The 26,492-nt window shown below is 34.5% G+C and carries 23 protein-coding genes; 19 read left to right on the forward strand and 4 right to left on the reverse strand.

Going from position 1 to position 26,492, the window contains the following annotated elements; translation table 11 throughout:
- Positions 1-49 precede the first annotated feature (49 nt).
- The 12 genes from pcrA to PP176A_RS06885 all read left to right on the forward strand — a co-directional run bounded on the left by pcrA (position 50) and on the right by PP176A_RS06885 (position 17,181).
- Positions 50-2,242 (forward strand): DNA helicase PcrA, encoded by a 2,193-nt coding sequence (gene pcrA / locus PP176A_RS06830; RefSeq protein WP_071139715.1) that lies wholly within the window; start codon positions 50-52, stop codon positions 2,240-2,242.
- Entirely contained in the window at positions 2,242-4,218 is a 1,977-nt protein-coding gene (gene ligA / locus PP176A_RS06835) for an NAD-dependent DNA ligase LigA (RefSeq protein ID WP_071139716.1), read from the forward strand. Before pcrA ends, ligA begins: the two co-directional genes overlap by 1 nt.
- Positions 4,219-4,313: 95 nt before the next feature.
- Complete coding sequence (locus PP176A_RS06840) at positions 4,314-5,627, forward strand: hypothetical protein (RefSeq protein ID WP_071139717.1); 1,314 nt, start codon at positions 4,314-4,316, stop codon at positions 5,625-5,627.
- Positions 5,628-5,767: 140 nt separating this feature from the next.
- On the forward strand, positions 5,768-6,052 hold the full coding sequence (gatC, locus tag PP176A_RS06845; protein WP_200796073.1) for an Asp-tRNA(Asn)/Glu-tRNA(Gln) amidotransferase subunit GatC: 285 nt from the start codon (positions 5,768-5,770) through the stop codon (positions 6,050-6,052).
- Positions 6,053-6,067: 15 nt separating this feature from the next.
- Positions 6,068-7,546, forward strand: a complete 1,479-nt coding sequence (gatA, locus tag PP176A_RS06850) for an Asp-tRNA(Asn)/Glu-tRNA(Gln) amidotransferase subunit GatA (RefSeq protein ID WP_071139719.1) — start codon at positions 6,068-6,070, stop codon at positions 7,544-7,546.
- Complete coding sequence (gene gatB / locus PP176A_RS06855) at positions 7,536-8,966, forward strand: Asp-tRNA(Asn)/Glu-tRNA(Gln) amidotransferase subunit GatB (RefSeq protein WP_071139720.1); 1,431 nt, start codon at positions 7,536-7,538, stop codon at positions 8,964-8,966. The genes gatA and gatB overlap by 11 nt, the downstream gene beginning before the upstream one ends.
- 308 nt (positions 8,967-9,274) lie before the next feature.
- Complete coding sequence (locus tag PP176A_RS06860) at positions 9,275-10,192, forward strand: ABC transporter permease (RefSeq protein WP_071139772.1); 918 nt, start codon at positions 9,275-9,277, stop codon at positions 10,190-10,192.
- Between the two features lie 11 nt (positions 10,193-10,203).
- Positions 10,204-11,154, forward strand: coding sequence for an ABC transporter permease (locus tag PP176A_RS06865; protein ID WP_234958859.1), 951 nt, complete (start codon positions 10,204-10,206; stop codon positions 11,152-11,154).
- 13 nt (positions 11,155-11,167) lie between these two features.
- Positions 11,168-12,211 carry an ABC transporter ATP-binding protein gene (locus PP176A_RS06870; RefSeq protein ID WP_071139721.1) on the forward strand — a complete coding sequence of 348 codons (1,044 nt, stop codon included), beginning with the start codon at positions 11,168-11,170 and terminating at the stop codon, positions 12,209-12,211.
- A gap of 2 nt (positions 12,212-12,213) precedes the next feature.
- A complete protein-coding gene (locus PP176A_RS06875; RefSeq protein ID WP_071139722.1) occupies positions 12,214-13,197 on the forward strand; it encodes an ABC transporter ATP-binding protein in 984 nt (327 codons plus the stop codon).
- A 150-nt stretch (positions 13,198-13,347) separates the two neighbouring features.
- Entirely contained in the window at positions 13,348-15,063 is a 1,716-nt protein-coding gene (locus PP176A_RS06880) for a peptide ABC transporter substrate-binding protein (RefSeq protein WP_071139723.1), read from the forward strand.
- A 402-nt stretch (positions 15,064-15,465) separates the two neighbouring features.
- On the forward strand, positions 15,466-17,181 hold the full coding sequence (locus PP176A_RS06885) for a peptide ABC transporter substrate-binding protein (RefSeq protein ID WP_071139724.1): 1,716 nt from the start codon (positions 15,466-15,468) through the stop codon (positions 17,179-17,181).
- Positions 17,182-17,208: 27 nt separating this feature from the next.
- On the opposite strand, the gene PP176A_RS16050 is transcribed toward PP176A_RS06885, so the two are convergent.
- Positions 17,209-17,358 (reverse strand): hydroxymyristoyl-ACP dehydratase, encoded by a 150-nt coding sequence (locus tag PP176A_RS16050; RefSeq protein WP_143037658.1) that lies wholly within the window; start codon positions 17,356-17,358, stop codon positions 17,209-17,211.
- 180 nt (positions 17,359-17,538) lie between these two features.
- Here PP176A_RS16050 and PP176A_RS06890 point away from each other — a divergent pair, with 180 nt between their 5' ends.
- From PP176A_RS06890 to PP176A_RS06905, 4 genes are all read left to right on the forward strand, one after another.
- The gene (locus PP176A_RS06890) at positions 17,539-18,534 is read left to right on the forward strand and encodes an AIR synthase family protein (protein WP_071139725.1); all 996 of its coding nucleotides are present in this window, start codon (positions 17,539-17,541) and stop codon (positions 18,532-18,534) included.
- 109 nt (positions 18,535-18,643) lie between these two features.
- Positions 18,644-20,680, forward strand: a complete 2,037-nt coding sequence (locus PP176A_RS06895) for an N-acetylmuramoyl-L-alanine amidase family protein (protein WP_071139726.1) — start codon at positions 18,644-18,646, stop codon at positions 20,678-20,680.
- A gap of 53 nt (positions 20,681-20,733) precedes the next feature.
- Positions 20,734-21,258, forward strand: a complete 525-nt coding sequence (locus tag PP176A_RS06900; RefSeq protein ID WP_071139727.1) for a DUF2179 domain-containing protein — start codon at positions 20,734-20,736, stop codon at positions 21,256-21,258.
- Between the two features lie 57 nt (positions 21,259-21,315).
- Positions 21,316-22,332, forward strand: a complete 1,017-nt coding sequence (locus PP176A_RS06905) for a GerMN domain-containing protein (RefSeq protein ID WP_071139728.1) — start codon at positions 21,316-21,318, stop codon at positions 22,330-22,332.
- Positions 22,333-22,432: 100 nt separating this feature from the next.
- Here PP176A_RS06905 and PP176A_RS06910 read toward each other — a convergent pair whose 3' ends face one another.
- From PP176A_RS06910 to PP176A_RS06920, 3 genes are all read right to left on the reverse strand, one after another.
- Positions 22,433-23,704, reverse strand: a complete 1,272-nt coding sequence (locus PP176A_RS06910; RefSeq protein ID WP_071139729.1) for a tyrosine-type recombinase/integrase — start codon at positions 23,702-23,704, stop codon at positions 22,433-22,435.
- An 85-nt stretch (positions 23,705-23,789) separates the two neighbouring features.
- The gene (locus PP176A_RS06915) at positions 23,790-24,242 is read right to left on the reverse strand and encodes an ImmA/IrrE family metallo-endopeptidase (RefSeq protein ID WP_071139730.1); all 453 of its coding nucleotides are present in this window, start codon (positions 24,240-24,242) and stop codon (positions 23,790-23,792) included.
- A 29-nt stretch (positions 24,243-24,271) separates the two neighbouring features.
- Entirely contained in the window at positions 24,272-25,060 is a 789-nt protein-coding gene (locus PP176A_RS06920; protein WP_071139731.1) for a helix-turn-helix domain-containing protein, read from the reverse strand.
- 245 nt (positions 25,061-25,305) lie between these two features.
- On the opposite strand from PP176A_RS06920, the gene PP176A_RS06925 reads away from it, so the two are divergent.
- The 3 genes from PP176A_RS06925 to PP176A_RS06935 all read left to right on the forward strand — a co-directional run bounded on the left by PP176A_RS06925 (position 25,306) and on the right by PP176A_RS06935 (position 26,481).
- Entirely contained in the window at positions 25,306-25,497 is a 192-nt protein-coding gene (locus tag PP176A_RS06925; RefSeq protein WP_234958862.1) for a helix-turn-helix domain-containing protein, read from the forward strand.
- A 64-nt stretch (positions 25,498-25,561) separates the two neighbouring features.
- The gene (locus PP176A_RS06930; RefSeq protein WP_071139732.1) at positions 25,562-25,810 is read left to right on the forward strand and encodes a helix-turn-helix domain-containing protein; all 249 of its coding nucleotides are present in this window, start codon (positions 25,562-25,564) and stop codon (positions 25,808-25,810) included.
- On the forward strand, positions 25,807-26,481 hold the full coding sequence (locus PP176A_RS06935) for an antA/AntB antirepressor family protein (RefSeq protein WP_071139733.1): 675 nt from the start codon (positions 25,807-25,809) through the stop codon (positions 26,479-26,481). Before PP176A_RS06930 ends, PP176A_RS06935 begins: the two co-directional genes overlap by 4 nt.
- The last annotated feature ends 11 nt before the right edge of the window (positions 26,482-26,492 follow it).

Below are 26,492 nucleotides of genomic sequence, written 5' to 3' on the forward strand. Positions count from 1 at the left end.
AATTTAGAAAAATAATTTCCGAGATATTTTAGGGAAAGGTGGAAATGATGTGGATTATCTACAGGGACTTAATGAAAAACAAAAGGAAGGGGTTCTTCACACGGAAGGCCCATTGTTAATATTGGCGGGAGCCGGTTCCGGGAAAACCAGAGTTATCACTCATAAAATTGCTTATCTGATTGAGGAAAAGAGAGTATTTCCGAGCAATATCTTGGCCATAACCTTTACGAATAAAGCAGCAAAAGAGATGAAAGAAAGGGTGGAGGGTTTGCTTAAGGGGAGAGTGGAAGATATATGGATGGGAACTTTTCATTCCATGTGTGTAAGAATATTGAGGAGAGAAATTGAATCAATTGGTTATAAAAGAAACTTTTCCATATATGACTCTCTCGATCAAAAGACTTTAGTAAAGGAATGTATAACAGAAAAAAATTTAAATAAGGAAACTTTTCAGGAAAAGCCTATAATTAGTATTATCAGTTCTCTGAAAGATGACATGATTGATCCCGATGACTACATAAATGAAAATTATAAGGATTATTATAGAAGAAATGTGGGAGAAATATATGACCTTTATGAAGAAAAACTTAAGAAGAACAACGCATTGGATTTTGACGATTTGATTTTGAAAACTGTTTTTCTTCTTAAATCCGATGAAAGAATTCGTGAGAAATATCAAAGCAAATTTGAGTATATATTTGTTGATGAATATCAGGATACTAATAAATCCCAATATGAACTTATAAAATATCTTTCAGGGAAGCACGGAAATATTTGTGTCGTTGGAGATGAAGATCAATCTGTATATGGTTGGAGAGGTGCCGATATAAGAAATATTTTAAACTTTGAAAGAGATTTCAAAGGCGCGGAAGTAATCAAACTTGAACAAAATTATCGTTCCACGGGAAATATTCTTGATGTTGCCAATTCCATCATTAAGAACAATACGGAGAGAAAAGGCAAAAAACTGTGGACTGCCAAAGAAAGAGGGCAATATGCTACTCTTAAAATTAATTTCGATGAAAAGGAAGAAGCAAATTTTGTTACTCAAAAGGTTATTGATCTGATAGAGGAAGGGAAATATAAATATGGCGATTTTGTTATACTATATAGGACTAATGCTCAATCCCGAAGTTTTGAAGAAACATTTATAAGAAACAACATACCTTACAAAATTGTAGGAGGATTAAAGTTCTATGATAGAAAGGAAGTAAAGGATTTAATTGCTTATTTGAGGCTTATTCAAAACCCTTTAGATGATATTTCTCTCAGAAGGATTATAAATGTGCCTAAAAGAGGGATAGGGGCGTCTACGCTGGGGAAAATAGAAAAGTATACTTCTCAAACCGGAGAAAGCATATATGGTGCTTTACTTGATTTAGATAAAATACAAGGATTAAGTGGGAGAGCAAGAAATGTCATTAAATCTTTTACTGCTATGATAAACAAATTTTTGGCTATGAAGGAGATAATGGGAGTAAGAGATTTTATAGAAGAAGTTGTATATTCGACGGGTTATATAAAAGAATTAGAAGAAGAAAATTCTGTTGAATCCCAAAGCAGAATAGAAAATTTAAAAGAATTTATATCTGTGGCAGTGGATTTTGAGACTAATTATGAAGGGGGAACTTTAGAGGACTTTCTTGCAAATGTGTCATTGCTCTCCGACGTTGATAAGACGGATGAAAGAAAAGACGTGGTAACCATGATGACCGTCCATGGTGCAAAAGGACTGGAGTTTCCGGTGGTATTTTTAGTCGGAATGGAAGAAGGGCTTTTTCCGATAAGCAGAGCTTTGGATAGTATTCATGATATGGAAGAGGAAAGAAGGCTTTGTTATGTAGCAGTGACAAGAGCTGAAGAACTTTTATATATTTCCTATGCAAACTTAAGAACTATATATGGAAATACGACCTACAGCTTGCCTTCCAGGTTTTTAAAAGAAATTCCCGATGATATGCTAAAAATATGCAAGAATGGTCAGAGAAAAGAAGAACAGGAAGATGAAATTGAATATGAGGAAAGGACAGATATTAAAAATAAATTTGAAAAGAAAGTGAATCTTAAAGAGGACATTCAAATCGGAAGTAAAGTTAATCACAAAATGTGGGGAATGGGTACTGTAGTGCAGATAAAAAAAGTAGGTAAGGATAAAGAAATAGTTGTTGCTTTTGAAAATAAGGGATTAAAAAAATTGCTTCTTTCAATTGCCCCTATAGAGTTTGTAAGGGAGGTTAAATAATGGAAGGCATAGATAGAATGAGAGAATTAATAGATATAATAGATGATTTGGATTATTATTATTATACTTTGGATAATCCTAAAGTAAGCGATAAGGAATATGACGAATATTATAGTCAATTGATAAAACTCGAGAAGGAAACGGGAATTATACTTCCATCATCACCTACTCAAAGAGTAGGCGGAGAAATACTTGAAAAATTTGAAAAGCATGTTCATCTTGGAAAACTGTGGAGTTTGGACAAAAGCCGCAGTACGGGGGAACTGATAAATTGGGATGAAAGGATTAGAAGGATAATCAATGACTACAATGAAAAAAATAACGAAAAATTGCCTCCCTTAGAATATGTTACAGAATATAAATTTGATGGACTTACAATTAACCTTACTTATAACAACGGAGAATTGGTTCAAGGGGCTACAAGGGGAAACGGCTCTGTGGGAGAGGCCATACTTCCTCAATTGAAAACTATAAAATCAATTCCACTGAAAATTCCCTTCAAAGGACTGGTTGAAATTCAAGGAGAAGGGCTTATGCCTTTATCTGCTTTAGGGGAATATAACAAGACAGCTTTAGAACCCTTGAAAAATGCGAGAAATGCTGCAGCAGGAGCATTAAGAAACTTAGATCCCAATGAAACGAGAAAGAGAAAACTAATAGGTTATTTTTACAATGTAGGATATATTGAAGGGAGAACATTCCATGACTATGTGGAAATGATTGATTTTTTAAAGAAAAACAGGCTTCCAGTAAGTAATTATTTGAAGGTATTTACAAGTATAGATCAGGTTATTGAAGAAATAGAAAGAGTGAAAAGCGAAAGGGAAAGATTAGATATTCTTACAGATGGAGTTGTAATAAAAATTAATGATACAAAAACAAAAGATATCTTGGGCTATACTTTAAAATTTCCCAGGTGGGCAATTGCATATAAGTATGAAGCGGAAGAGACTACGACTAAATTGCTGGAGGTCAAATGGAATGTCGGAAGAACGGGGAAGGTAACCCCTACGGCAATATTGGAACCTGTTGAAATCGGCGGAGTGACGGTTAAGAGAGCTACGCTTAATAATTGGGATGATATTCAGAGAAAAAAGGTTAAAATAGGTTCGAAAGTACTTATAAGGAGATCCAATGATGTAATTCCCGAAATAATGGGAGTCATGGAGCCTAACGAGGAAGAGATAACAATTGAAAAACCTGTTAAATGCCCTTACTGTGGAAGTGAGTTGATTCAAATGGGGGTTCATATGTTTTGCCCTAATTCATTGACCTGTAAGCCTCAACTTGTTTCCAGAATAGTCCATTTTTCCGGAAGAGACGGTATGAATATTGAGGGATTTAATGATAAAACTGCGGAAAAACTATTTGAAGTATTGAACTTAAAAGATATTCCTCAGATATATGAATTGAAATATGAGGATTTAATAAAACTGGACGGATTTAAGGACAAAAGAGTAAACAACCTTCTTCAGTCAATAAAAAACAGCAAAGAAGCAAACTTAAGTTCATTTATTTTTGCTTTGGGAATTCCTAATGTAGGAAAAAGAACGGCAAGCGATTTGGCAAATTATTTTAAATCCTTAGACGGAGTGATGAATGCATCCTATGAAGAATTAATATCCATACCTGATATAGGAGATATAGTGGCCAAAAGCATAATAGAATTTTTCCATGATGAAAAAATCCGCCGGGGAATTGAAAAATTGTTAAAAGAAGGAATAGCCCTTTCATTTGAAGAAAGGAAGGAAAAAGAGTCTATATTCAACGGGAAAACTGTGGTAATAACCGGGGCTTTGAAAAAACACACGCGAAGAGAGGCGCAAGATATGGTTGAAAGCTTAGGGGGTAAGGTATCAAGCAGTGTAAGCAAAAAGACGAATTATGTAATAGCCGGAGAAAATCCGGGTTCTAAATATGAGAAAGCAGTTGAGCTGGGAATTAAAATATTGAGTGAAGAGGAATTATATAAATGATTAATACGGATGAATTATTGATTTTTTGTATAATATAATATATAGTTATATTTAGTTATAACACATATAAAAGTTAAAATTTGGAGGGAATAAAAATGAAGAAAGCAGTTGTTTTAGTTATGGTATTGGTGCTGGCCTTGTCATTTACTGGCTGCACGGGAGCCGAGAAAAATCTTTATAATGCTTTACAAAAATCTAACGAAGTATCATCGATGGAAGGTGACACAAAACTTGTATTCAGCTTAGAAGGAGAAAATTTACCAAAAGAGCAGCAAGAAGAAATTCAGCAAGCGATCAATATGATGAATGGTGCGGAAATCAATATGTACCAAAAAACAATTCAAAATGAAGAAAAGACAGCATCAAAATCATACGTAAAGACAGACATTAAGTCAGGAAATATAAATGCGAATACAGAAGTCTGGGCTGAAGCGGATTTGTCCTCCGATACACCTAAATTGAAGGAAATTATAAAAATGCCATCTGAGGTTATGAATTCAATAGCCCAGGGAAACAAGGACAAAGAGTTCATAGTTTATGATATAGGAGATGTGTTAAATACAGGAGATGAAAATGTAGATCTTAATAAATTAATAAATTTCAGTAAAGAAATTCAGCCTGAATTATTGAATTCATTACAGAAATACTATGATGAATTTGATCCTGATGTTGAATTAGCAACTTTTAAAGGGACAAGAACTGTTAACGGAAAATCTTTATATATTTATAATGTAAAATTAGACGATGCATCATTTAAAAAACTTGTAAGATATATAGGAAACAGCTATTTGGACAATGAAGAGATGGTAGAATTTACCCAAAAATATATTGAAGGAATAAATAAAGCCGTAGGCGTACAGGATAAGGCATTAAGCAAAGAAAAACTTAATATGGAGGTTATTGGGAAAGCAGATGGCCCCACTGAAATAACTGTTAAAGAGAATGTTCCTGAGATAAAAAAACAATTTAATGATTTTATGGATAAAATTGAGAATCTGAAGATCTTAGGCGATGATGGATTAGTTGTTGAATATGGCGTAAACAGCCAAGGTTATATTGTACATCAGGTTGGAAAATTGGATTTGAATATTGACATAGGGGCTATAGAAAAAATTGCAAATAATGGTGAAGCTTCACAAGCTATTCCTTCCGACCAAAATTCACCTGTATTAAAATTAAGAGTTGATTTTAGTACAAAGACATATAATATCAATAAGAATATGGAAATTAATATTCCTGATGTTAATAGTGACAATTCTTTAACCTTCAAGGATTTAATTCAAAACAGCACAACGGTTGAGACTGTTCCTGCTAAAGAAGTTCCCGTTCAGAACAGTACAGTTGAAGTCAAGGAGGTTCCCGCTGAGGAAACCACTAAAGTTCCGGAAAGTGAAGCACCGGGGAAATAAGGTTAAGTAATTATGATGGGTCAATCAAGAAAGCCTTGATTGACCCATTAACATTATCTTACGTTGGAGTATATTGATTTTTCGAGTATTTTAGTGGTAAAATAGTTACAAGTTTAAGATTTAAACAGAGGAGGAGTATTATGATTTCGAAAGAGGAAGTGAAGCACATAGCGGAGCTTTCCAGGCTTAAATTTAATGAAGAAGAGATAGAGGATTTTACAAGAAAATTTTCTGAGGTATTGGAATATGTGGAAAAACTGAAAGAGGTAGATACAGAAAAGGCGGAGCCTATGTATGAAGTTAATTTTTTGATTCAATTGATGAGAGAAGATAAAGTTAAAGAAAGTATTCCAAAAGAAGATACTCTTCTAAATGCTCCGGATAAAGAATTCGGCTATTTTAAATTGCCGAAGGTAGTTGAGTAGAGAGAGGTGAAACATTTGAAAATAATTGAAATTTCCGCAAAGGAATTGGCTGAAAGAATAAAATCCAAAGAAATATCAAGTGAAGAAGTTATAAAAGCATATTTTGAAAGAATAGAAGAAGCAGAAGAAAAAGTAGATGCCTTTATTACTTTGACTAAGGAAGATGCTTTAAAGTCAGCAAAAAAAACAGATGAGAAGATATCAAGAGGAGAAAAACTTGGAGTCATTGAAGGAATACCTGTTGCAATTAAGGATAATATTGTGACTAAGGGAATTAAAACCACCTGTGCATCTAAAATATTGGAAAATTTTATTCCTCCCTACAATGCAACAGTTGTGGATAAAATAAAAAATGAGGGAGGAATAATTATAGGAAAGACCAATATGGACGAATTCGCCATGGGGTCTTCTACGGAAAATTCCCGATTTAAGAATACAAAAAATCCCTATGATTTAAGCAGAGTGCCGGGAGGTTCCAGCGGAGGATCTGCGGCAGCCGTGGCTTCCCTTGAAGCACCCCTTGCATTGGGCTCGGAAACCGGCGGTTCCGTAAGACAGCCGGCAAGTTTTTGTGGGGTTGTCGGGATTAAACCTACATATGGATTGGTTTCCAGATATGGCCTTATAGCCTTTGCTTCCTCTTTGGATCAAATAGGTACCCTTGGAAGGAATGTAGAGGATTGTGCTTTTATGCTTAATGTAATTTCAGGATATGATGATAAAGATTCCACATCTGTTAATATGGTGAAGAAAGATTATATGAAATATTTGTCTGAAGATATAAAGGGAATGAAAATAGCCCTTCCGAAAGAATATTTCGGAGAAGGAGTAGACAAAAACATAAGTGAAAGGATACGTGAAAGCGCAAGGGCCTTTGAAAAATTAGGGGCGACGATAGAAGAAGTATCTTTACCTTATACTCAGTATGCATTGCCCTGCTATTATTTAATTGCAACTTCTGAAGCAAGTTCTAATTTGGCTCGTTTTGATGGAATAAGATATGGTTATAGAGCAAAAGATTATTCTGACATAAATGAATTATATATAAATACAAGATCACAGGGATTTGGAGAAGAGGTAAAAAGAAGAATAATGCTTGGGACTTATTCTTTAAGCAGCGGATATTATGATGCATATTATAAAAAAGCTCAAAAAGTGAGAGGATTGCTTAAGAAAGATTTTGATAAGATTTTTGAGAAATATGATTTGATTCTGTCCCCTACGTCTCCTACCCTTCCGTTCAGGATAGGAGAAAGATTGGATGATCCGGTATCAATGTATATGGCAGATGTTCTTACGGTTTCCGTAAACTTGGCTGGTTGCTGTGCTATATCAGTTCCTTGCGGTTATATAGAAAATTTACCTGTAGGGCTTCAACTAATTGGTAATAGGTTCAATGAGGAAAAGATATTGAAAGCTGCCTATGCCTTTGAACAGAATAGCGGAATAGAAAAAATATTACCGGATTTAAGAGGTGAAGAAAATGAAATATAAAACCTTAATAGGTCTTGAAATACATGTGGAGCTTATGACTAAGTCGAAATTGTTTTGTGGCTGCAGTACGGAATTTGGCGGAGAAGCAAATACCCATTGCTGTCCTGTTTGCTTGGGACTTCCGGGAGCGCTTCCTGTAATAAATAAAAAAGCGGTAGAATATTGTATAAAAGCAGGCCTTGCCTTTAACTGCAATATAGCAAAGATTACGAAGATGGACAGAAAGAATTATTTTTATCCTGATTTGGTTAAGGGATACCAGATTTCTCAATATGATGTTCCTATTTGCAGCAGAGGATACGTGGAAATAGAAAGGGAAGGGAAACCGAAAAGGATAAGACTTATAAGAATTCATGTGGAAGAAGATACGGGGAAGTCCATTCATTCGGAAAAAGGGGAAACTCTTATGGATTTTAACAGAAGCGGAGTTCCTTTAATAGAAATAGTTACTGAACCGGATATGAATTCTCCTGAAGAAGCAAGGAGTTTTTTGGAAAAGCTCAAGGCCACCTTAAGATATATTGAAGTATCCGATTGCAAAATGGAGGAAGGTTCTTTAAGATGTGATGTCAATATAAATGTAGTTGAAGAATCCACAGGGAAGAAAAGCAAGATAATCGAGATGAAAAACATCAATTCCTTTAAAGGAGTAGTAAAAGCGTTGGAGTATGAGGAAAAAAGGCATAGAGAGCTTTTGTCCCAGGGTAAGGATACTGTAAGGGAAACCAGAAGATGGGATGAAATCAGAAATGAAACTGTTGTTATGAGGAGAAAGGAAGGAGTTTCAGATTATAGATATTTTCCGGAACCGGATCTTGTAAAAATGGAAATTAAGGGAGAATGGATTGAAAATATACGAAAAAATTTCCCTGAACTTCCTCAAGAAAAAAAAGAAAGATTTATGCAGGAATATGGTTTACCTGAATATGATTCGGAAGTACTTACAGGGACAAAAGAATTAGCTGATTTCTTTGAGAAGACATCTAAATATGTTGATGATTATAAACAGGTAAGCAATTGGATAATGGGAGATATCTTAAGGAGACTAAAAGATGAGGATATGCAAATAGAAGATATCAGATTTAATCCTATGGAATTTGCAGAATTGTTGAACATGGTAAATAAAGGCGAAATTGGGAATAACATAGGGAAAAAGGTTTTAAAGGAAATGTTTGAAACCGGTCAATCTCCGAAGGATATTGTTAGGGACAAAGGATTGATCCAAATGAATGATGAGGAAGAAATAAAGGATATTGTCAACACGGTGATAACCGAAAATCCTCAATCTGTGGCAGATTTCAAAAATGGTAAGAATAGAGCCATAGGATTTTTAGTAGGTCAGGTTATGAAAAAAACTAAAGGAAAAGCAAATCCTCAAATTGTTAATAAGTTAATACTTGAAATTATTAAAGCAAAATGATACTATATACTTTAATATTAAATTTTATTAATATAATGTTAAAATATTTTTAATTGAAAAAATATTTAAAATCTCCTAATATTATAGTAAGGAACATTTAAACTATTTAAATATTTGAACAATTAATTTTTATGAGGGAGAATGGTTTATTTGACTAAATAGTATAATAGAATGAATTATAGGGGTTTCACTTAACTTTATTAAGAATAATAGGTGTGTGAACCCTTTAATTTAATTCTTTTATGGATGAGAGGAGGAATTAATCTAATTTATTAAATAAAAAAACTAGTGGGGGTGTGATGTTATTTATGTTAAGGTATACTGTGAAAAGAACTTTAATGGCTATCTTGACTCTGTGGGTAATAATTACAATAACGTTTTTTCTAATGCATTCCATTCCGGGAGATCCTTTTACGGATCAGAAAAAAATTCCCGCAGAAATAATGGAAAAGCTGAAGATGAAGTATGGGTTAGATAAGCCTTTAATAGTTCAGTATGGAACTTATTTAAAAAATATTTTAAAAGGTGATCTTGGAGATTCTATGAAGTACAAAAACAGATCGGTAAATGACATGCTCAGAGACGGTTTCCCGGTATCGTTTAAAATAGGAATATATGCATTAGCTCTGGGAGCAGGACTGGGAATTTTGTTTGGAATAGTTGCGGCACTTCATAGAGGAAAAGCCATCGATTATTTTGTTATTATTTTAGCGGTAATAGGAGTCTCTGTTCCGGAGTTTGTATTTGCAGCACTTTTCCAATGGATATTTGGGGTTTGGCTTAAAGTTCTTCCCGTTGCCAGATGGGGGACTCCGGCTCACTATATAATGCCTGTCTTTGCTTTAGGGGCAACTTATATTGCTTATATTGCAAGAATGATGAGGACAAGTATGCTTGACGTTTTAAACCAGGATTATATCAGGACTGCTAGGGCGAAGGGACTTTCAAACCTTGCGGTTACGTGGAAACATACAATCAGAAATGCTATTCTTCCGATAGTTACAATTCTTGGAGTTTCTTTTGCCGGAATTGTTGTTGGATCCTTTGTTATAGAGAGCATATTTGCTATTCCTGGAATTGGTAAATATTTTGTTCAGAGCATTACTCAGCAGGATTATACTCTTATCATGGGAACAACTATATTCTATGCGGCAATATTGATACTGATGATGTATATAATTGATTTGTTCTATGGTGTAGTAGATCCCAGAATAAGATTGGAATAGGGGGGAAAAAGATGGCAGATACAAATAATGTAGCTAAAACGGATAAAATGAATCTTTCCAAAGATATGTTTGAAGTAGTGGGAAAAGATGCTGCAGATTATGAAAAGATAGTCAGGCCAAGTTTGACCTACTGGGCTGATGCATGGAGAAGACTTAAAGAAAATAAATTGGCAATTTTTAGTTTAATACTGTTGATTATTATTGTGGTTATGGCTTTTGTAGGACCTAAGATGAGACCATGGGAATATGATTATCAGGATTTTACCGTTATAAATAAAGGACCTAACAGTGTTCATTGGTTTGGAACTGATGAATTAGGAAGGGATATATTTGTAAGATGTTGGGAAGGTGCTAAGGTTTCCTTATTCATAGCTTTGATTTCTACGGTTATTAATGTAACCATAGGAATACTTTATGGTGGTATATCAGGCTATGTAGGAGGATATACTGACATGATTCTGATGCGTATTGTTGAAATTATATATTCCATACCTACTCTGTTATGGGTAATACTTCTTATGGTTGTATTGGGGCAAGGTTTGGGAACGATTATTATAGCCATATCCATAACCGGATGGGGAGGCATGGCGAGAATAGTAAGAGGTCAGGTTTTACAGTTAAAACAGATGGAGTTTGTCCTTGCAGCCAAAACGCTGGGTGCAGATTCGTCCAGAATAATAACCAGGCACTTAGTTCCAAATACAATGGGACCAATAATAATTAATTTGACCTTTCAAGTACCGGGTGCCATATTTACAGAGGCTATGTTATCCTATATAGGGTTAGGTCTTCCGGAACCGTATGCAAGCTGGGGAACTCTTGCTCAGAGAGGCGCAAGATTATTCCTGATCCATCCTTATCAGTTGGCATTTCCGGCTCTATTAATATGTATAACCATGCTTGCATTTAACTTACTTGGAGATGGTTTGAGAGATTCACTTGATCCAAGGTTAAGGACGTAAGGGGGATATAAAAATGGAAAATATAAAAAATAAAGAAAAAGAAAGACTTTTATTAGATGTAAAGGATTTGTATGTATCTTTTGATACCTATGCAGGTGAAGTGCAAGCAGTCAGAGGAGTAACCTTTCATGTAAACAGAGGAGAAACTTTGGCCATTGTAGGAGAATCAGGCTGCGGAAAATCTGTTACTGCCCAAACCGTTATGCAGTTAATTCCTATGCCACCGGGGAGGATTAAAGGTGGGAATATATTTTTTGAAGGTAAAGATTTATCTAAATACAGTGATAAACAGATGGAAAAAGTCAGAGGCAAGGATATAAGTATGATATTTCAGGATCCTATGACTTCACTTAACCCTACCATGAGGATAGGTAAACAAATAATGGAAGGATTAATGAAACATCAAAAATTGCCCAAAAATGAAGCAAAAAACAGATCCATTGAAATGCTCAAACTTGTAGGGCTTCCAAATCCGGAAAAAAGAGCGAATCAATATCCTCATGAGTTCAGCGGCGGAATGAGACAGCGTGCTATGATAGCTATAGCTTTGGCTTGCAATCCTAAGCTTTTAATAGCCGATGAACCTACTACGGCTCTTGATGTTACTATACAGGCACAAATAATGGAACTTATGAAGGATCTGCAGGTAAAACTTGATACGGCGATAATATTGATTACCCATGATCTGGGAGTGGTAGCCAAAGTTGCGGATAGAATAGCCGTTATGTATGCAGGGGTTATTATAGAAAGCGGAACAAGTGAGGAAATATTCCATCATCCTCAGCATCCTTATACCTGGGGACTATTGAAGTCGGTTCCGAGGCTTGACATGGAGACAAAGGGAAGGCTCGTGCCGATATATGGAACTCCTCCGGATCTATTCGCTCCTCCTAAGGGATGTCCCTTTGCACCACGATGTGATTATGCAATGAAGGTTTGCAAAACTTATGGCCCTGTAAGAACCAATTTGACAGAAAGCCACTATACTCATTGCTGGTTGCAGCATGAATGGGCTCCTAAGGTTGACGACAAATTTGCTAAAGGAGGTGCGGTATAAGAATGACTAATAATAACAAAGTTCTTATAGAAGTGAGAGATTTAAAGAAATATTTTGCAGTAGGAAGAGGTCTCACATTAAAAGCAGTAGACGGCATAAGTTTTTTTATACGGGAAGGAGAAACTTTAGGACTTGTAGGTGAGTCGGGCTGTGGGAAATCAACTGTAGGGAGAACTATAATCGGATTATATCAGGCGACAGACGGAGAAGTAATATTTGAAGGCATGAATGTAGCTCAGCTCGACAAAAATGAAAGAAAGAATTTTACCAGAAAAGCTCAGATGATATTTCAGGATCCCTATGCATCTTTAAATCCGAGGATGACTGTTACTGATATTATCGGAGAAGGGATAGATATTCACGGGTTGTATCACGGTCAGGAAAGACAAAAAAGGATATATGAACTTTTGGAATTGGTAGGACTCAGCAGAGAACATGCCAGCAGATTTCCTCATGAATTCAGCGGAGGTCAGAGGCAGAGAATCGGAGTGGCGAGAGCTTTGGCAATAGAGCCTGAATTTATAGTGTGTGATGAGCCTATATCTGCTTTGGACGTATCAATTCAGGCTCAGGTAGTAAATCTTCTTGAAGACCTCCAATCGAATTTAGGGCTGACTTATTTATTCATAGCTCATGATTTGAGTATGGTTAAGCATATATCCGACAGAATTGCCGTAATGTATCTGGGGGCAATAGTGGAACTTGCGGAAAGCCATGAATTATATGAAAGACCGTATCATCCTTATACCCAGGCTCTACTTTCGGCAGTACCGATACCTGATCCTGAGATAGAAACTAAAAAGAAAAGAATAATATTGGAGGGAGAAGTACCGAGCCCCGTAAATCCTTTACCAGGCTGTAAATTTCAGGAGAGGTGCAGATTTGTTGAAGATATATGTAAAAAAGAAGCACCTCAGCTGAAAGAATTGAGACCGGATCATTTTGTGGCTTGTCATATGGTAAATAAGATAAATAATATTAAATAATTAAATAATTAAATAATTAAATAATTAAAATAATTAAATAAAATTTCTCGTAATTTGTACAAAAAAGTAGTATTATAAAAATAAGATTACTTATTAAAAAGTAATCTGGACATTTAAATATTTCATTATATTAAGGGGGAAAATTTTAAAATGAGAAAACACAAATGGCTTCTGCTTCTTTTAGTAGTGGTAATGGCATTGTCTACAGTATTAGCCGGCTGCGGCAAGAGTGAAACGCCGGCAAAAGACAGTGAGAAAAAAGAAGAAAAAGGTGAGAATGCAGAAGAAAAATTAGCGGCAGAACAAGTTCTAAGGATAAACTGGGGTTCGGAACCACCAGATATGGATCCTCAGACTACGACAGACCAGGTATCCATGGAAGTTCTTAATGCATGTATGGAAGGCCTTGTAAGGCTTAATCCCGATGGGACAGTCGGAAAAGGTCTTGCTGAAAGCTATGAGAAACAGGATACGGAATCCGGTGGAGAAATTTGGACTTTCAAGTTGAGAGATGCAAAATGGTCCGACGGAACGCCGATAACCGCTAAGGATTTTGAAGACGCATGGTTCAGAGCAATAAGTCCTGATGTAGCTTCTCAATATTCCTATCAGTTGACTGATACGGCAGGAATTAAAAATGCCGACAAGTATTTTGCAGGAGAGATAACTGATAAATCTCAGGTAGGAATAAAAGCAGTAGATGATAAGACGTTTCAAGTTGAATTGACGAGAAAAGTGCCTTTCTTCTTGAGCTTGACATCATTTACCACATTTGTTCCGGCTCAATCTGCAGCCGTTACAAAATTTGGTGATACTTACGCTTCCGCTCCAGATAAGATGGTTTACAGCGGCCCGTATGTAATAAGCGAATGGAATCATGAACAGAATTTGAATTTAAAGAAAAACGACAGCTATTGGGATGCTGAAACTGTTAAGCTCCAAGAGATAAAAGGAGATATGATTACAGACAGCAATACTTTTATAAATCTTTATGATACTGATGAACTTGATGTGACAGGAGTTCCGGGAGATTTTCTTGAAAAATACAAAGACAGTCCTGAGTTCGGATCTGCTGCCGAAGCTGCTACTTGGTACATCCAATATAATTGCGAAGATGAATATTTAAAGAATTTAAATATCAGAAAAGGTCTTAGTTTTGCAATAGATGCAAAATCCTTTGTTGACAATGTATTGGCTAACGGTTCTATACTTGCCGACGGACTTACCCCGACTCTTCTTCCGGGTAAAGGCGGAAAGGAATTTGCTGAGAACAGAAAAGAAATGTTAGATAAGAAAGAATACACTTATCCTACATTTGATAAGGCAAAAGCAAAGGAATACTTTGATAAAGGTCTTAAAGAATTAGGTATTACATCAGCAGAATTTGAAAAACACGTAACATTCCTCAGTGACGAGTCAGATGTCGCTAAGAAATATGCAGCAGCGATTCAGAGCATGTGGAAACAGAATTTAGGAATCAATATTAAAATAGAAGCAGTTTCATTTAAACTAAGAATTGACAGATATGACAGAAAAGATTATACAACGACATTTGCAGGCTGGATGGCAGACTATAACGATCCGTTGACCTTTATGGACCTTTGGGTAACCGGTTCAGGAAACAATACGGCTTTCTGGTCAAATGCAAAATATGATGAGGATATTAAGAAGGCAGTAAACGGTGAAGGCGACGAAAGAATGGACGCAATGCTCGATGGTGAAAAGATATTGGCCGAAGAGCTTCCGATGTTCCCTCTATATTATAATGCAAGAAACTTCTTAACAAAACCGTATGTTAAAGATGTTGTAAGATTCCCTGTTGGTGCTGACCTTGAATTTAAGTGGACATATATATTAGAACATTAATAAAGAGTGGGGCTTTGCCCCACTCTTTTTTTGCTCCAAAATGGATTTCATATTATAAATAAATATGTGGGAAGTGATGTTATTGTTGAAAGATTATATAATATTCATACTTTTTCTATTTTTCTATTTAAAATTCAAATTTGAAAATTAAATAGTATTTTTTAAAAGTTGTTTCTTGACAGAATATTAAAATTTATTTATAATTTTGTTAGTGGAATGCTGTTGTTTAATTTTTCTAATAATTTTAAATTATTGTTCAAAATGTTTTTAAATAAAAAGGATTTTTTTAAAAGATATCGAATAAGTTAAATAATAAAGTATATATTAGGGGGTGATTATTTAAGTTAAAGACAGATGAATCAAAATATTCAAAATATATTATATTTAAGGGGGAAAGCTTCAATGAGAAAACACAAATGGTTACTGCTTCTTTTAGTGGTGGTAATGGTATTATCCGCAGTATTAACAGGTTGCGGTAAATCAGAAGAGCCTGCAACCAATGGCGAAAATGAAGAAGAGAAAAAGGAAGAAAAAACTGAAAAATTGGCGGCAGAACAAATTTTAAGGATAAACTGGGGCGAAGAGCCACCAGATTTGGATCCTCAGACTACAACAGATCAGGTATCCATGGAAGTTCTTAATGCATGTATGGAAGGTCTTGTAAGACTTAATCCCGATGGGACAGTCGGAAAAGGTCTTGCTGAAAGCTATGAGAAACAGGATACGGAATCCGGTGGAGAAATTTGGACTTTCAAGTTGAGAGATGCAAAATGGTCCGACGGAACACCGATAACCGCTAAAGATTTTGAAGACGCATGGTTCAGAGCAATAGACCCAGAAGTAGCTGCTCAATATTCCTATCAGCTTACCGATACGGCAGGAATTAAAAATGCTGACAAGTTCTTTGCGGGAGAGATAACAGATAGATCTCAGGTAGGAATAAAAGCAGTAGATGATAAGACGTTTCAAGTTGAATTGACAAGAAAAGTGCCTTTCTTCTTGAGCTTGACGTCATTTACCACATTTATTCCGGCTCAATCCGCTGCTGTTACAAATTTTGCTGATACTTATGCTTCGGCTGCCGATAAGATGGTTTACAGCGGTCCATATGTAGTAAGCGAATGGAATCATGAGCAGAATCTGAATTTAAAGAAAAACGACAACTATTGGGATGCAGAAAGTGTTAAGCTTCAGGAGATAAAAGGAGATATGATTACAGACAGCAATACTTTTATAAATCTTTATGATACTGATGAACTTGATGTAACGGGAGTTCCTTCAGATTTCCTTGAAAAATACAAAGGCAGTTCGGAATATGGATCTGTTGCTGAAGCTACTACTTGGTATATCCAATATAACTGTGAAGACAAATATATAAAGAATTTAAATATCAGAAAAGCTCTTAGTATGGCAATAGATGCAAAATCCTTTGTTGACAATGTATTAGCTAACGGTTCCATACTTGCTGACGGACTTACCCCAACACTTCTTCCAGGTAAAGGGGGAAAGGAATTTGCTGAAAACAGAAAAGAATTGTTGGATAACAAAGAATATACTTTCCCAACATTTGATGCGGCAAAGGCAAAGGAATATTTTGAAACAGGTCTTAAGGAATTGGGAATCACTGCTCAGCAGTTCCAAGAACATACGACATTCCTTACGGGAGAGTCCGATACTGCTAAGAAACAAGCGGCAGCAATTCAGAGCATGTGGAAACAGAATTTAGGAATTGATGTTAAAATAGAAACAGTGTCGTTTAAACTGAGAATTGACAGGTATGACAGAAAAGATTATACAACGACATTTGCAGGCTGGGGCGCAGACTATAACGATCCGTTGACCTTTATGGACCTTTGGGTAACCGGTTCAGGAAACAATACGGCTTTCTGGTCGAATGCAGCATATGATGAGGATATTAAGAAGGCAGTAAATGGCGAAGGCGACGAAAGAATAGATGCAATGCTCGATGGTGAAAAGATATTGGCCGAAGAACTTCCGATATTCCCAATATGGTACAATGCAAGAAACTTCTTAACAAAACCGTATGTTAAAGATGTTATAAGATTCCCTGTTGGTGCTGACCTTGAATTTAAGTGGACATATTTAATAGAACATTAAAAAAGGAGAAAAAAATAAAGATGGGATTTAAATCCCGTCTTTATTTTTTTCTCCTTTTTCCTTTTCCTTAAAATATGGGCAGGTTCCGAGAGGGGTTCCGGAGGAAAAAGTAGCATAATTTAGTTTACATACTCCTTCTTCTTGATATATGCAATTTTCGTTACATGCAATGATCAAAAATACTACCTCCCTTATTTAATGCTAAATGTTATCTTATCCAATATTTGTATTAATTATAATAGGCTCTTTATTTATTAGGCAGATTATAGGTTTTAATGGTTTTTAAATAAATTTAATGATATGATAAAAATAAAGATTAAAATTAATAAATACACGAACGAGGAGGATTTATAATAAATGGAAATAGGGAAATTGCCGAATGACGTACTTGAAAAGATAGTATTTTCAAATATAAAGAAAAAAAGGGATGAAGTTATTGTGAGAGCCGGAGTAGGAAAAGACAATGCAATAATTGACTTTAATAGAGATTTATGCATAATTTCAACAGATCCTATTACGGGAACTGATAAGGATATAGGTAAGTTGGCTATAAATATATCATGTAATGATATAGCAGTAAGCGGAGGTGAACCGTTGGGAGTACTTTTAACTATTATGGCTCCTCCGAACACTACTGTGAAAGATATTGAAAATATAATGATAGAAGCAGGCAGAGCCGCTTGTGAATTGAATGTGGAAATAATAGGAGGCCATACAGAAATAACCGCCGCAGTAAACAGAATGGTATTATCTGCTACTGTTATCGGAAAGCAGAACAGAAATAAAATAATTGATCCTTCTAAAGTTAAAGTGGGAGATAAAATAATAATGACTAAATGGGCAGGAATAGAAGGGACTTCTATTATAGTAAAGGAAATGGGAGAGAGATGGAAAGAGAAACTTTCCATAGATGAATATGAAGATGCTTTGAATATGGACAATTTACTAAGTGTTCTTAAAGAAGGAGTAATATTGGGAAAATTGGGAGCAAATTATATGCATGATATAACTGAAGGAGGGGTATACGGAGCAGTGTGGGAAGCTTCCAAGGTTATAGAAAAAGGAGTAAAGATATGGAAGGAAAATATTCCTGTTAAAGAAGTTACTAAAAGAATTTGCGAGTCTTTCGATATAAATCCTTACAGACTTATTTCCAGTGGGAGTATGCTTGCAGTAGTACCGTCGGGCAATATTGAAGAGATAAAAGAGAATTTTATAAAAGAAGGAATTAAATTGTCTGTTATTGGGGAGATAATAGAGGAAGGAATATTTGTCGAGAAAATGGGGAAAAAGGAAAATATTTCAGAACCAGGAAGTGATGAGCTTTATAAAGCCCTATCTAAATTAAGTTAATGTTACATTATGATTACAAAACTTACATTTCGTTGACATACAAAGTTGATAAATGATATAAATAAATTATGAAACTATTATAGACTGATTTAGAAAGGGGAAATTAGTAATGAAGAAATTAAAAGTTGTCCTGTTTGTTCTTATAATGTTTTTTGCATTATCTTCTGTAAGCTATGGAGAAAATAAAATTAATATGGTTACATTAAATATCGGCGGTAAAAACCAGAAGGTAAGGGAAGTATCGGTTCTTATGGATGGACAACCTATAGTTTCGGATATTCCATCTTTTATCTATAATGACAGAACTTTAGTTCCTATAAGATTTGTAGCTGACGGACTTGGGGCGAAAACAGAATGGAATCAGGAAAACAAAACGGTTACAATTACCTTAAATGGAAAGAAAATAGTGCTGAAAATTAACAGCCGAGATATATACATAGATGAGAAGAAAGGAACTCTCTCCGGTGATAATCCGCCTCCTATGTTGGTAAATGATTCAAGGACTATGGTACCTTTGAGATTTGTATCGGAAAATTTGGGATATAAGGTAGGCTGGGATGACCAAAAAAGTACCGTAATAATTGATAGCCAAAGCGTAAAACCTCAGGGGTCTTCAATTACGGATATATCAGTCAACACAGAAAACATTTCTTCACCTGTGATAACGATTAAAGGTACGTCTTCGATGAGTTATGAAACCACTATATTACAAAATCCCTATAGAATAGTGATAGATATCCCAAATTCCAAATTGGAATTGAAAGATAAAAAGGATTATACATGGGAAAACGGAGTACTTAATAAGATCAGTTTTTCTCAATTTTCCACTAATCCGGATGTGACAAGAATTGTTCTTCAGCTGTCCCAGGAATCAGGGTTTAATGTTATAAAGTCCGGTGACGGAAAATCTTTAGAAGTATCCTTGCTTAACAACGTAACTAAGGTATCTATGGAGAAGGTCAATGGAAAAGACGGAATAGTTATTTATAATACCGGAACTCCAAAAACAAATATAATAAAGCTTACGAATCCGACGAGAATAGTGGTCGACTTGCTCAATTCACATTTAGCTGATAATAAATACAGCTACGATTATCAGTTAGGGTTCATAAAGGGTGTGAGAGTATCTCAGTTTGAACCGGACAGCCTTTATGATAAAAATAGTAAAATTGTAAGAGTTGTTTTAGATGTAAAAGAAGGAATTAGTGATCCTAACGTAAAAATAGAAAATGACGGTAATAAAATGATAATCTATCCGGAAAAGCAGGCATTGGATGAGATTAGTTATACGGGAACAGGCAATGAACGTTCCTTTAGTGTAGAAGCGCTAAAGAGTACAAAATATGATGTGAAATACGAAGAAAACAGTAAAGAGATAACTATTTCCATACCAAAGGATGACATTCAATTAGAGAATGGTTCCATTTCACCAAAAGATGGAATAGTAGACAGCATACAGGTAACAGAAGATAAGGAATATAAAAATATAAAAATCAGCTTCCAGAGAGATATTTCTTATGAAGTATTATCTGCTGCAACATCTAAGGTAATAAGTTTAAAGTTTAAAAAGAATGTTTCAACCAATCCTAACAGTAAACTTATAGTTATAGACCCGGGACACGGAGGAAAGGATCCGGGAACTGTTCCAAAGGATGTAAAAGAAAAAGATGTGGCTTTAGCTATATCGTCAAAGTTAGACGAAAAGTTAACGGAAAAAGGCTATAATACCATTATGACAAGGGATACGGATGTTTTTGTTGATTTATATGAAAGAGCGGATATTGCCAATAGAAACAATGCCGATTTGTTTATAAGTATCCATTGTAATTATAATGATAATAAAGATATTTCAGGGATTCAGGTGCTGTATTGCCCTGCAAGTGCTCCCAAAGGGGCGGGAAGAAACAGCTATGAATTTGCAAAGGCAATGAAGGAAGAGTTAATTAAAGACCTTGGAGCAGTAGATAAGGGAGTAATTGAAAGACCTAATCTTGTAGTCACAAGAGAGACCAAGATGGACGCCATACTTATAGAAACAGGATTTTTGTCGAATGCGGAAGATGAAAAATTGTTGACTGATGAAGAATATCAGTATAAGATGGTAGATGCGATAATTAAGGGCATAGAAAATTTTTTGAGTGAATAATTAACTAAAAGCGAAGGTAAATCCTTCGCTTTTGAAAGGATTGGGGAAATTATATGTCTGTATTTATAGGATATCTTTTGATATTTTTGGCGAGAGTAACAGACGTTTCTATGGCTACAGTCAGAACACTGATGGTAGTTCAAGGAAGAAAAATTCAAGCAGCTTTCATAGGTTTTTTTGAAGTAATGGTATATGTGGCAGCTCTAAGTAAGGTGGTAAACGGACTTAATGACCCGAGAAATCTTATTGCTTATGCTTTAGGATTTGCTACGGGAAATTATATGGGAATATTAATTGAAAGTAAGATTGCACTGGGAAATTTAACTGCTCAGATAATACTTAAAAGAGAAGATAATGCGGATTTAATTCAATCATTGAGGGAAAATGGGTTTGGAGTAACCGTATTAGAGGGATACGGTAAAGAAGGAATGAGAGAAGTATTACATATTGTTTTAAAGAGAAAAGATTTAAAGGTGCTTGAAAATATATTACATGAGCATGATGAAGAAGCATTTATCACCGTGAATCCAATAACTCCCATAATGGGAGGATATTTTGCAGGAAGTAAAAAGAAATAATCATAGTATTCTCTGCCAGCTAATATAATGTATTAGAAATGGCAAGGGGGGCAGAGAATGAAGATTAAAAAAACCTTATTAATAACAATTATATTTGTATTATGCATTAATTTAGCAGGTTGCAGTCTTAAAGATGGATTTTTAAAACTTTTTTCTAAGGAAGAAGAAGAAATAATAAGAAGCGATGAAGAAAATTTATTGACAGAAGAAGATGAAGGGCTAAGAAAAACAGTCTTGTATTTTCAAAATAGTGAAGGACTTCTCGTGCCCTTAATGAGAAAGATCCCTTGGGAAGAGGGCATAGCAAAATTAGCACTGAGAAATATGATTGATAGTCCTTCATTGAGAGAAACATTAAGCCCTATAGGATTAACGCCTATTATTCCTGTAGGGACAGAGATAACGGGGATGTCTATTGATGAAGAAACGGGAATATGCAAGGTGGATTTTACGGAGAACTTATTAAATTGCGAAACTGAAAAAAGTGAAGAAAATTTAGTCAAAGGAATAGTATACACTTTGACAGAATTTCCTGCAATTAAAAAAGTACAAATAGTAGTTGGAGGGAAAATACTGCCTTCTCTTAAACATGGGATCGGAATAGGAGAACCTTTGGAAAGAGAGGACATTAACCTTGTAGAAGGTGAGGAAAATGCCAGGTCCAAAGTTGTAGTATATTATAAGGAAAACTACAATCAAGAATATGAATACTACATACCTGTTACTGTACCTACTTTAGCACCTACACCTAATATTTATACCGCCATTGAGCAGTTATTTGAGGGCTCTCCTTCCGAAACATTAGGGTTGTATACAGATATTCCGGATGGATTAACACTTCAAGGTGTGGAGGTAAGAGATGGAACAGCTTATGTAGATGTTTTTGCAGATAAATTAGATGCATTAAAAGAACAATTTGTAATCGATGGTATTACAAAGAATATTGGACTTACCTTAAAGCAATTTGATGACATTGAAAAAGTGGAGTTGTTAATAGACGGTAAAACCTTGGAGGAAGCGGGCATAGATATTAAGCATTATGAGAGTATTCCCGCTTTTGCCAATGAATATTAATAATGTCTGAGTTTATATAAGCTGTTCTTGTAGCAGCTTATATTTTTTTAGCGTATCAACTCAGAAGTCTTGTAATCATCCGATTGTGAGGCTTTTGTTTTCATTTAACAACCCTCAAATATGACGCGATCGTGCCACTTTTTGTGCCATTATGATTATTTTGCTGGCTTTCGTTTTGATTTTTGGTACAGATATTATCGAATATATCCGCTTTTTTTCTTTCACTTGATTTTAAAACATGCGCATAAAAGTCCTCAGTAGTTGAAGTTTTTGCATGGCCTAATTCTTTTGATATGTCCACGATGTCTATTCCTTTGGAAATTAGAATCGTAGCGTTGGTATGCCTTAAACCATGAAATGTTATATGCCTTAATCCATGCCTTTTAATGAATTGATGAAACCATATCGATGGGGCTTCTACATTCACAAATCTTCCATTCTTTTGCGTAAATACAAAATCGTCTTCGTGTTTGCCGCCCTTTCCATAATACCATTTATCACCAGATAATTCTTTCTTATTTAACTCATTTTGTTCGTATTTTTTAAATAGTGGTAGTAAAAAGGTTGGAAAAGCTACTTCTCTTGCGGATGTATCATTTTTAGGAGTTTTTATAAAGCTGCCTGTCTTAGCCACATATGAATTAGCTTGTTCTATCTTTAATTTTATTGTTGAATAATTAATATGCCTCCATTGTAAACCGGTTATTTCTCCTATCCTTAAACCTGTGGTAAGAGCTAAAAGAGTTATTAATTGATATTTTATCGGCGCTTTAGGCAATAACTTTAACAATTTATCTATATCGTCTAATTCATAATAATTATCTTTTAATTGAATTTTAGGAGTTTTTACACTTATATTATTCATTGGATTTTCTGTTAAAATTTTAAATTTCACCGCATCGTTAAACATAACTTTTAAAAGGGTATGATAATGCTTAATAGAACTGTTCGAAAGTTTGCCGGATTTAGTTTTCGCCTGGGATTTTTCTATTATTTCTATTAAATCTAACATATCTCCGTTTGTAATTTTGGACAATATTTTGTTTCCGATAGATGGTAGTATTCTTGCATCAAGTAATTTTTGATATTCATGCTTTGTTTTTGGTGCTAATTTATCAAAAATTTCTTTTTTTTCTATCCACCAAATAGAATACGCTTCAAACGTCCCTTTGGCAAGTTTATCAAATTTAGGCTCTCGTTTCCTAACTGTGTCACTAAATTCTACCTCTGCTCTTTTCAAAAATTCCTTTAAATCTCTTCCTTTTAAATCAGTTGTAACAGTGGTAGATGGTCTTCTTCTACTCCCGTCAAGATTAAATCCATCAGAGATAAAAATACGATATTTGTTTTTACTTACTTTAGAATATGACATATTTCATTTCTCCTTTCTTTATTTTTGGCAGAACATATGTTCTTAAAATTGGTTAAAAAATTATATCCCAAAATTTAATTTTTATTTATTTTTTTATAATTTCTAAAGGGCTAAAATAAATTATGTAATCGTTTGTTTCGTAATACCCGTATTTTTCATAATAGTAATCAATTGCTTCTTTTAAAAATGGCTCTGAAACATCCAAATATTCCGCTATTTCGTACATATTCTGGCAACCATTTTTAAAAGCCCTAATTAAATCTTTAATACTAGCAAGCCGTTGATAAGCCCACCCTCGAGCTCGCTTTTCCTGTTTTCTATTCTTAATATTCGACTGATCTAATATATCGCCATAGCTTGTACAATAGTGGCCCAATTCTTCGGCCAAAATACATTTTTTCTCTGCATTTGTTTCTATACTTGCGTTTATAGTTATAGTGTTATCTGTATATAACCCTTTCAATTTGCCTATGAAATTGTTTTCAAATAATCTTATCCCCTGCTTTTCAGCTTCCTCAAACAAATCTTCATACCCCATATACAGAACCTCCTTTTGTGCTATGCTAACTACTTTTCTCTCTTTGATAACAAGAACTGTATATAATCGTTTAATTGTTTTTGCTCTTCTTCTGTAAGTTCTTCACCTTCTGGTAAGTGAGCAGCTATTGTTGCCGGAGCTTCAGATTTGCCGACCCTATTATTCATATTATTTTTTTCTTTGGACTTAAAAGAAGTAAGTACGGAATTGTATCTTAAAAAAGAATTATCATTGATATCCATAGATTTTAATAAAAAACTGTCTTTTAAATTCAAATCATCTGCATTTAATTTATTAACTTTGTTAAAATTTAATTTTATAGTTATTGTTTCATCATTGTAATTTTTTAAGTAAACAAGTCCGCTAAAGTCTTTTGTCCATTTTATTTCCGAAAAAATAATATTTGATAATTCAAACAGGTCTAAATCAGTAAGCGAAAGCTTTTTTTCAAACTTATTTAATAAATTATAACAATAATTCCATATATCTCTATTTATGTTTTTATCAGATAGGTAGATTAGCCCAGAATCAATTCCATAATTATCTGGTATTTCATCTCCGTTCGCCATTAGATATTTTATTGAAGCTACGCTAATAGAATAATATGCTTCATCTTCATTTCTAAACGGGATCTTGCCAAGCAAGTAATCAGTAGACACTCCAAAATAGTCAGCAACCTTCTCAAGCACGTCTGCACTAGGAGAAGATTTTCCCCATTTAGACGTGGCTCCATTACTCAATCCAAGATTACTTTCTAATTTCCTCTGCGATATTTTTTTTTCGAGACATAGCTCTTTTATGCGATCTAATAAATTCATAATTAACCTCCTAAAAATAAAATCAAAAATGCTGAAAAAATTCTGCAAAAACTATTGGCATGCAGAAAATAATCTGTATAATAAAAGTAGACGCAGAAAATAATCAGCATGCAAAAATATTTCTGAAAATATTTGATTAATAAAGTATGGTGCTTATATAATAGAATATTTTCAGTGCTTTGTCAATAGTTATATAGAATATTTTCTAAATCTATTAAGTCTATTTTATAAGTGAGGTGGAAATTGTGTATCAGAAAATTAAAAAACTTTGTAAAAAAAATCACATATCTATTTATCGGCTAGAAAAAGATTTAGGAATTTCAACAGGTAGCATTAGCAAATGGGGGAAATCAATTCCACGAGCTGATACATTGTTAAAAGTAGCAAATTATTTCAAAATATCAATCGAAGAGTTATTGGAGGCAAAGGAGGAATAAGAGCTGAATAAAAAAGCAGCAAGAAAATGAGTTATAAAAAATCTATACGAACAGAGGTGTGATTATGAATGAGGATTTATTAAAAGAACTAAACGACAATATCAAAGAATTAACAGGAATTATCAAAAAAATTAGTCAAGAAGTCTTTACCGCAAAAGAAGCAGCAGAATATCTCCGTATAGGATACGATACAATTCTAAGGCTTACGCGAATAGGGCAAATTGAGTATGTTGCAAACGGTAATAATTACGTTTACAAAAAGGAATTTCTTGATAAATGGCTAGATAAAAACAGAAAGGGGGACATAAGATGAACGATTTAATAAAAGTTGAAGTTAACAATAAGGGCCAACAAGTCGTAAGTGCTAGAAATTTGTATGAAAAATTAGGCATCAGCAAAAGATTTTCAGTCTGGTGGATAAATCAAGTAGAAAGATTGGGGCTTAAAGAAAATTTAACCTACTGTACCTCCAGGTACACTAACAGCAATAATCAAGAGTTCATAGATTATATCGTTCCGATTGATATAGCTAAACATCTATGCATGGTATCAGGAGGAGAGAAAGCTTGGAGAATTAGAGATTATTTTATAGAAGTAGAAAATCAATGGAATTCACCGGAGCAGGTAATGGCAAGAGCATTGCAAATTGCAAATGTTAAGATGTTGGATTATCAAAATAAGGTAATAGAACTGTCAGGGAAAATTGAAATACTTACACATTCGAATAAATTATATACAACTACAGAAATAGCTAAAGAATTGGGATATAGAAGTGCAACGGTTTTTAATAAAGAATTAGAGAAAAGGAAAATTCAATACAAAATTAATAGAACGTGGGTTTTAACTGCTGATTATTCTGAAAAAGGCTACGTAAGCATAAAACAGAATGTACTTGAAAACGGAAAAGTAGTTTATGACAGAAAGTGGACTGAGACAGGAAGGCAGTTTTTATTAGAGATATTTGGAAAAGAAAAAATAGCTTAGGAGGCGCTATA

Source organism: Sporanaerobacter sp. PP17-6a (assembly GCF_900095615.1).
In the GTDB taxonomy this organism is placed as follows: domain Bacteria; phylum Bacillota; class Clostridia; order Tissierellales; family Acidilutibacteraceae; genus Acidilutibacter; species Acidilutibacter cellobiosedens.

Bases quoted from the DNA above. Each gene is read 5' to 3' on its own strand.
- PP176A_RS06905 (WP_071139728.1), top strand. From the start codon at position 21,316: ATGAAGATTAAAAAAACCTTATTAATAACAATTATATTTGTATTATGC.
- PP176A_RS06865 (WP_234958859.1), top strand. From the start codon at position 10,204: ATGGCAGATACAAATAATGTAGCTAAAACGGATAAAATGAATCTTTCC.
- gatB (WP_071139720.1), top strand. From the start codon at position 7,536: ATGAAATATAAAACCTTAATAGGTCTTGAAATACATGTGGAGCTTATG.
- PP176A_RS06900 (WP_071139727.1), top strand. From the start codon at position 20,734: ATGTCTGTATTTATAGGATATCTTTTGATATTTTTGGCGAGAGTAACA.
- PP176A_RS06875 (WP_071139722.1), top strand. From the start codon at position 12,214: ATGACTAATAATAACAAAGTTCTTATAGAAGTGAGAGATTTAAAGAAA.
- ligA (WP_071139716.1), top strand. From the start codon at position 2,242: ATGGAAGGCATAGATAGAATGAGAGAATTAATAGATATAATAGATGAT.
- PP176A_RS06840 (WP_071139717.1), top strand. From the start codon at position 4,314: ATGAAGAAAGCAGTTGTTTTAGTTATGGTATTGGTGCTGGCCTTGTCA.
- PP176A_RS06920 (WP_071139731.1), bottom strand. From the start codon at position 25,060: ATGAATTTATTAGATCGCATAAAAGAGCTATGTCTCGAAAAAAAAATA.
- PP176A_RS06895 (WP_071139726.1), top strand. From the start codon at position 18,644: ATGAAGAAATTAAAAGTTGTCCTGTTTGTTCTTATAATGTTTTTTGCA.
- PP176A_RS06860 (WP_071139772.1), top strand. From the start codon at position 9,275: ATGTTAAGGTATACTGTGAAAAGAACTTTAATGGCTATCTTGACTCTG.
- gatC (WP_200796073.1), top strand. From the start codon at position 5,768: ATGATTTCGAAAGAGGAAGTGAAGCACATAGCGGAGCTTTCCAGGCTT.
- PP176A_RS06935 (WP_071139733.1), top strand. From the start codon at position 25,807: ATGAACGATTTAATAAAAGTTGAAGTTAACAATAAGGGCCAACAAGTC.
- PP176A_RS06890 (WP_071139725.1), top strand. From the start codon at position 17,539: ATGGAAATAGGGAAATTGCCGAATGACGTACTTGAAAAGATAGTATTT.
- PP176A_RS06885 (WP_071139724.1), top strand. From the start codon at position 15,466: ATGAGAAAACACAAATGGTTACTGCTTCTTTTAGTGGTGGTAATGGTA.
- PP176A_RS06930 (WP_071139732.1), top strand. From the start codon at position 25,562: ATGAATGAGGATTTATTAAAAGAACTAAACGACAATATCAAAGAATTA.
- PP176A_RS06880 (WP_071139723.1), top strand. From the start codon at position 13,348: ATGAGAAAACACAAATGGCTTCTGCTTCTTTTAGTAGTGGTAATGGCA.
- PP176A_RS06910 (WP_071139729.1), bottom strand. From the start codon at position 23,704: ATGTCATATTCTAAAGTAAGTAAAAACAAATATCGTATTTTTATCTCT.
- PP176A_RS06870 (WP_071139721.1), top strand. From the start codon at position 11,168: ATGGAAAATATAAAAAATAAAGAAAAAGAAAGACTTTTATTAGATGTA.
- PP176A_RS06915 (WP_071139730.1), bottom strand. From the start codon at position 24,242: ATGGGGTATGAAGATTTGTTTGAGGAAGCTGAAAAGCAGGGGATAAGA.